The organism is Massilia sp. UYP32, from assembly GCF_050434365.1.
Taxonomy (GTDB): Bacteria; Pseudomonadota; Gammaproteobacteria; order Burkholderiales; family Burkholderiaceae_D; genus Telluria; species Telluria timonae.
In genome coordinates, this window is the sequence record NZ_JBNDIK010000033.1 from 65,534 (window position 1) to 71,776 (window position 6,243).

Annotated in this window: 7 protein-coding genes; 6 read left to right on the plus strand and 1 reads right to left on the minus strand. The window is 63.7% G+C overall.

The annotated features are described in order from the left end of the window. The first annotated feature begins 2 nt into the window (after positions 1-2). From ABIB42_RS23015 to ABIB42_RS23030, 4 genes are all read left to right on the plus strand, one after another. Entirely contained in the window at positions 3-446 is a 444-nt protein-coding gene (locus ABIB42_RS23015; RefSeq protein WP_005663055.1) for a thioesterase family protein, read from the plus strand. 115 nt (positions 447-561) lie between these two features. Beyond that, complete coding sequence (locus ABIB42_RS23020) at positions 562-1,167, plus strand: RNA polymerase sigma factor (RefSeq protein ID WP_429249043.1); 606 nt, start codon at positions 562-564, stop codon at positions 1,165-1,167. 34 nt (positions 1,168-1,201) lie between these two features. Beyond that, entirely contained in the window at positions 1,202-1,693 is a 492-nt protein-coding gene (locus ABIB42_RS23025; RefSeq protein ID WP_229520332.1) for a hypothetical protein, read from the plus strand. Between the two features lie 22 nt (positions 1,694-1,715). Continuing rightward, positions 1,716-2,828, plus strand: a complete 1,113-nt coding sequence (locus ABIB42_RS23030) for a hypothetical protein (protein WP_312164138.1) — start codon at positions 1,716-1,718, stop codon at positions 2,826-2,828. An 87-nt stretch (positions 2,829-2,915) separates the two neighbouring features. On the opposite strand, the gene ABIB42_RS23035 is transcribed toward ABIB42_RS23030, so the two are convergent. Then, the gene (locus ABIB42_RS23035) at positions 2,916-3,410 is read right to left on the minus strand and encodes a DUF3016 domain-containing protein (RefSeq protein ID WP_005663062.1); all 495 of its coding nucleotides are present in this window, start codon (positions 3,408-3,410) and stop codon (positions 2,916-2,918) included. A 166-nt stretch (positions 3,411-3,576) separates the two neighbouring features. Between ABIB42_RS23035 and ABIB42_RS23040 the strand changes: the two genes are divergently transcribed. Both ABIB42_RS23040 and ABIB42_RS23045 read left to right on the plus strand, forming a co-directional pair. Further along, positions 3,577-4,314 carry a DNA-formamidopyrimidine glycosylase family protein gene (locus ABIB42_RS23040; RefSeq protein WP_429249044.1) on the plus strand — a complete coding sequence of 246 codons (738 nt, stop codon included), beginning with the start codon at positions 3,577-3,579 and terminating at the stop codon, positions 4,312-4,314. 189 nt (positions 4,315-4,503) lie between these two features. Then, positions 4,504-6,009: an HD domain-containing phosphohydrolase gene (locus tag ABIB42_RS23045; RefSeq protein WP_005663066.1), complete on the plus strand. Its 1,506-nt coding sequence runs from the start codon at positions 4,504-4,506 to the stop codon at positions 6,007-6,009. The last annotated feature ends 234 nt before the right edge of the window (positions 6,010-6,243 follow it).

Below are 6,243 nucleotides of genomic sequence, written 5' to 3' on the forward strand. Positions count from 1 at the left end.
AGATGGCACGCCTACAACTCAATCTTCCCGAAGACCAGTTTTACTATTCGACGCAGCTGACGGTACGGGTCACGGACATCAACGCCGCCAACCACCTGGGCAATGAATCGATGATCGCGATGATCTCCGAAGCCAGGGCGCGCTTCCTGTTCGAATTCGGTGTCGCCGAGACCGAGCGCGACGGCAACGGCATCATCGTCACCGACCTGGCCGCGACCTACCGCGCCGAAGCGTATGGACGCGACCAGTTGCTGTTCGAAGTCGGCGTCATGGATTTCAACAAGTACGGCGGCGACCTGATCTTCCGCATCACCCGGCCGCGCGACAAGACCCTGATCGCCATGGCCAAGTCCGGTTTCGTCTTCTTCAACTACAAGACCAGCCAGGTGTGCTACATGCCCGACGATTTCCGCAACAAGTTCGATCGCGTAAACTGGATCGACTAAGAGATCGCACCCCACTGTACGCCCCGTCCCGGTTTCCGGCACGGGGCGTTTTGTTTTCTAAAAATAGTTGGAACTTTTCGGAGTACTCGGCGGAATACAAGAAAAGAAGACTGCCATGACCTCGACGACAGAACAACTTGACACCGACCTGCTGCGCCAGTTCCACGCCGGGCAGGCCGAGGCGTTCACGGCGCTGTACCGGCGGCACCAGGGGCCCTTGTACCGCTACGCGCTGCTGCGCTGCGGCTCGGGCGATGCGGCGGCCGACATCGTGCAGGAAGCCTTCATGGGCCTGCTGACGGGACGGCTCGGCTACGACCCGCTGCGAGGCCAGCTGCAGCACTTCCTGTTCGGCGTGGCGCGCAAGCTGGCGCTTAAGCTGGACGAAGCGCGCCAGCGCCATCCGCAGCTGCCCGAACCGTTGGGCGATGAAGGCGAACCGGACCTGGACGCGGCCAGCGACGCCGCCGGACCGCTGGCGCGGCTGCTCGGCAACGAGGTGGCCGAAGAGGTGCGGCGCGCGCTGTCGCTGCTGCCGCCGCACTACCGCGATCCCGTGATCCTGTACGAGCTGCACGATCTGTCGTACCAGGAGATCGCCACCGTCTGCCAGGTCGACATCGGCACCGTGCGCTCGAGGCTGGCGCGTGGACGGGCGGCGCTGGCCAAGCGGCTGCACGGGCTGCAAGGCGCGCCGTCGAACGATGCCCACCTCGCCTAGGACGGGCGACAAGCGAATGACGCTGGAAGGAAGAATGATGAACGACCAAAACGACAATCTCGACCCGCTACTGGCCACCGGCTTGGCCGCGCTGCGCGGCGAGCTGGCGGGGCACGATGCGCCACGCTGCGTGGAAAAGGAATTGCTGCAGGCCTTCGCCCGCCAGTTCCCGAAAAAGCAGCCCTGGTACCGCAAACTGTCGCTGCCCCAATGGGGCACGGCCGGCGCCCTAGCCTCGCTGTGCGGCGTGGCCGTGCTGCTGGCGCTGGCGCCGCACCAGGCGATCACGGTCGGTCCGCCGGTGATCGGCGTCGACGACGGCGCCGCCTTCATCGCCCTCGAATCGCTGGAACGGATCGAGCGCGAACCCTATACCCGGGTGGTCGAGGCCGAGCTGCCGCAGAGCGCGCTGGCGCCGCTGGGCATGCCGCTCAACCCGCAGACCGCGGGCGAGACGGTGCGCGCCGAAATGCTGGTGGCGCAGGACGGCCATCCCCTGGCGGTGCGCCTGAGCGCCGTCAACTGACACGATAGACTGTGAGGACTGTATGAATACCAGAACCATCCTGATCGCCACCCTGCTGGCAAGCGCCTTCGCTCCCGCCCTGGCCGAGGACTATACGATCGACCAGGGCAGCGACGGCGAGCGCCGCATCGTGATCCGCCAGGGCACGGTGACCTTGCCGCCCGGCCAGCAAGCGGCGCAGCGCGCCGGCGACAGCGCCAGCCTGGCCGCGTCCATGCTCAGGATCTCGGGCGCCGGCATCGTCAAGAACGCGCCCTACAGCGCCGAAGCGGTCTCGGAGAGCATGCAGCGGCTGGCCGACGGCAACCAGATCGTCAACACCTCGCGCTCGATGCAGTATCGCGACGGCGCCGGCCGCACCCGCACCGAGGTGCACGGCGACGACGGCGAAGTGCGCACCATCACCATCAGCGACCCGGTCGAAGGCGCGCGCTGGATCCTGAACCCGCAGCGCAAGAGCGCCACGCGCCTCGACATGACGTCCGAGCTCGCCCGCGCCGAAGCGGATGCCGCGCGCGCCGCGGCGACGCAGGCCCGGATCGCCGCCGCCCAGGCGCGCGCCCAGGCGGAAGGCGCGCGCGCCATCGCCGACCAGCAGCGGCGCGCGGCCGACCAGGCGCGCGAGCGCATCGACCAGCTGCGCAGGGAAGGCAAGCTGCCGGAGGGCACGCACATCATCGTCAAGGACGTCCAGCGCGGCGCGCAGCCGACCGAGGTGCGCGTGCGTGTCGCCGAGCCCATGCCCGCGGCGCGGGCGATGTCGGCCCAGATCGCGCCGCTGATCATCGGCGCCGCCAACGACGGCAAGTGGTCGGCCAAGGCGGTCACGCGCGAACTGGGCGGACGCGATTTCTCGGGCGTGCGCGCCGAAGGCAACCAGCGCAGCTACACGATCCCGGCCGGCGAAATCGGCAACCGCGCGCCGATCGAGGTCAGCAGCGAAACCTGGTACTCGCCTGAGCTGCAGGTGACGGTGTACCACAAGCGCAGCGATCCGCGCAGCGGCGACGTGGTGTACCGGCTAGACAAGCTCAAGCGCGGCGAGCCGCCTGCGGCCTTGTTCAGCGTTCCATCGGACTATACGGTGCACGATCCGCTCAAGGTGAGCAACAGGAAGGACGGAAAGGACGACTAGCGCCTGCCCGGGCTCGACAAGACGACGGCGCCCCGCGGAGCGCCGTCGTGTCTAGAGAAACAATTGGCCGCATATCCGGCCGCCGCCTCAACTACCCCGCTTCTTCTCCAGGATGGTTTCGTTGAACCACTCATCGATCATGCGCTTCTCGGCGCGCAGGCTGTCGCTGTCCGACAGGCGGTTGATGCGCTGCATATAGTTCATGTCGGCCAGCCGCGCATCGCCGCCCTTGAGCACCTGCCCGTTCTGGGTCAGCGAATAGCGCAGGTTGATGATCGGCCAGTCCGCCGTGCCTTTCAGGATGCGCAGCTCGCGGCCACTGCGGAAATTCGGGTATTCGCGGCCGGCCAGGTCGACATCAAGGACGTCGATCGTCAGGTCCTGGCCTTCCGGCAGCTGGGCGCCGAGCTTGGTGAAATACTCGCTCAACTCCTTGAGCACCTGCTCGCGCTCCCATGGCGCGAAAGGCAGGTCGGCAAACTTGTCGGACTCGATGTAATTCACGGTGACGCCGGCCGATGCGGCGCCGGCTGTCAGCGCGAACAGGCCCGCAAAGGCCGTTTTCATCAGTAATGATTTCATCGCTTTTAGCTCCTCGGATTACTTTTATCGTTCGTCTTGCATTGAAATATACGCCGCTTCGGGCAGCCGCGCTCGTCTCGAATCGTCCAACTTTTGTATCGAAATGTTAGGCCTCGCACATGCCCCATAGATGGTGATGGATGAGAATGGCACAAGGGAGAATGCCATGCCGGAAGGTCCATCGCTCGTCATCTTGAAGGAACAATCGGCCCGTTTCGTCGGCCAGGACATCGTGCGCGCCGGCGGCAACGTGCGCGCCATCGACCCGGGCCGGCTGGTGGGCCAGCGCATCGTCGGCCTGCACACCTGGGGCAAGCATTTCCTGATCGAGACGCCCGACCTCGTCCTGCGCATCCATTTTTTGCTGTTCGGAACCTACCGCATCGACGAGCGGCGCGACAAGGAGCCGAGACTGTCGATCGAGACCGAAGACGGCGGCGAAATGAATTTCTACGCCTGCGCGATCCGCGAGATCGACCGCGCGACCTTCGAGGCCTACGATTTCAGCGCCGACGTCATGTCGGACAGCTGGGATCCTAAGCAAGCGCGCAAGAAGCTGCGCGCGCGGCCCGAACTGCTGGCCTGCGACGCCCTGCTCGACCAGGACATCTTTTCGGGCGTCGGCAACATCATCAAGAACGAGGTGCTGTTTCGCATCCGCGTCCATCCGCTGTCGACCATGGGGGCGCTGCCGGCGCCCAAGCTGCGCGCCCTGGTCGACGAGGCGCGCCAGTACAGCTTCGACTTCCTCGGCTGGAAAAAAGCGTTCGTGCTCAAGCAGCACTGGCTGGCGCACGCCAAGAAAATCTGCCCGCGCTGCGATATTCCCTTCAAAAAAGCCAATCTCGGCAACACGCGACGGCGCGCCTTTTACTGCGAGCGTTGTCAAAAACTTTACAATTGAAGCAGGCTGTCTTGTGCCCGCAACACCGCCTCTTTGAGCGGGCTAGCTGTTACATTGCCGCTGCATAATTTCAATATTGCCTGTTGTTAATGGTCATGTGTCGTACTACAATCGACTTGACTCTGGGCTACATTTACGTTCAGAAATATTCTATCCCAGACAACTTTTCAAACGATATCGGATTCGTCTATGTCCTTTCTGTCTTCCGCTGCGCCCAAGCTCGCACCCTGGAAAGTATTGCTGGTCGATGACGAACCCGACATCCATGACATTACCAAGCTGACCCTGTCGCGCTTCCGCCTCGACGGCCGCGCGCTATCCTTCGTGCATGCCTACAGCGGCGCCGAGGCGAAGGAAGTGCTGGCGCGCGAAAAAGACATCGCGCTGGTCTTCCTGGACGTGGTGATGGAGCGCGAGGACAGCGGCCTGGAAGTGGCGCGCTGGATGCGCCAGGAGCTCGACAACCAATTTACCCGCATCGTGCTGCGCACCGGCCAGCCAGGCCAGGCGCCGGAAGAACGCGTGATCGTCGACTACGACATCAACGATTACAAGGAAAAGACCGAGCTCGACCGCACCAAGCTGTTCACCACCACCTTCGCCGCCCTGCGCGCCTACCGCGACATCATGAAGGTCGAGGAAGCGCGCCGCGTGCAGCAGACCTACCGCGAAGGCCTGGAACGGGTGATCGCCGCCTCCGCCCACATCTTCCAGCAACGCAACCTGAAAGACTTCGCCAACGGCCTGCTGCAGCAGGTGGTGGCCCTGCTGCGCCTGGAACAGAGCATGCTGCTGCGCCTCAAGGCGGCCAGCGTGATCACCGGCACCAGCCAGTACGAGGTGCTGGCCCAGATCGGCGACATGGGCGAGGAAGAGATCGGCCCGGAACTGCTGTCCCAGCTGGACGACGCGCGCCACAACCGCATCTCGCGCCTGCACGGCGACACCTATGTCGGCTACTTCCCGAACAATAGCGGCAAGGCCTCGCTGCTGGTGCTCAAGGGCGTGGACGAGATCTCGGACATCGACGCCCAGCTATTGGAAGTGTTCTGCTCGGGCGTGGCGATCGCCTTCGACAACATCCTTCTCAATCAGGAAATCACCGATACCCAGGCCGAACTGATCCTGCGCCTGGGCGACGTGGTCGAATCGCGCTCGCACGAGGCCGGCAACCACGTGCGCCGCATGTCCCAGGTCTGCCACATGCTGGCGCAAGCGTCGGGCATGCCGGAAGACGAGACGGCGGTGTTGATGCACGCCGCGCCGATGCACGACGTGGGCAAGATCGCGACGCCCGACGCGGTGCTGCTCAAGCCGGGCCGCCTGACCGAAGAAGAGTGGGAAATCATGAAGCAGCACCCGACCATCGGGCTGCAGATCCTGGACGGCTCGCAGCGCCCGATCCTGAAGGCGGCGGCGGTGATCGCCCACCAGCACCACGAGAAGTTCGACGGCACCGGCTATCCGCAGGGGCTGCGCGGCGAGGACATCCACCCGTATGCGCGCATCGTGGCCGTGGCCGACGTGTTCGACGCGCTGAGCCACAAGCGCTGCTACAAGGATGCATGGCCGCCGGCGAAGGTGACCGAGCACCTGCGCGAGGTGGCGGGGCATCACCTGGATCCGAAATATGTGGACCTGCTGATCAAGAATATGGACAAGGCGCTGGCGATCAATGAGAAGTGGCCGGACTGACAGGGAAAAGCGGAGTAGCTAACGTTTCCGCTTTAACCTGTTGAACGATAACGCTGTGACGATTGAAACAACCACGAAGGCATTAACAATAATATTGCCAGCCTTTTCTACGTACATAGTTGGTTCAACAAGCAAGATCGCGGTAGTTGTCAACAAAGATGTCGCGTCAAGTCATGCGGCTTTTCTTAATTGCTCTGGCGGTTTCCGTTCCGGATTCAGCCAGACTTCATCGTT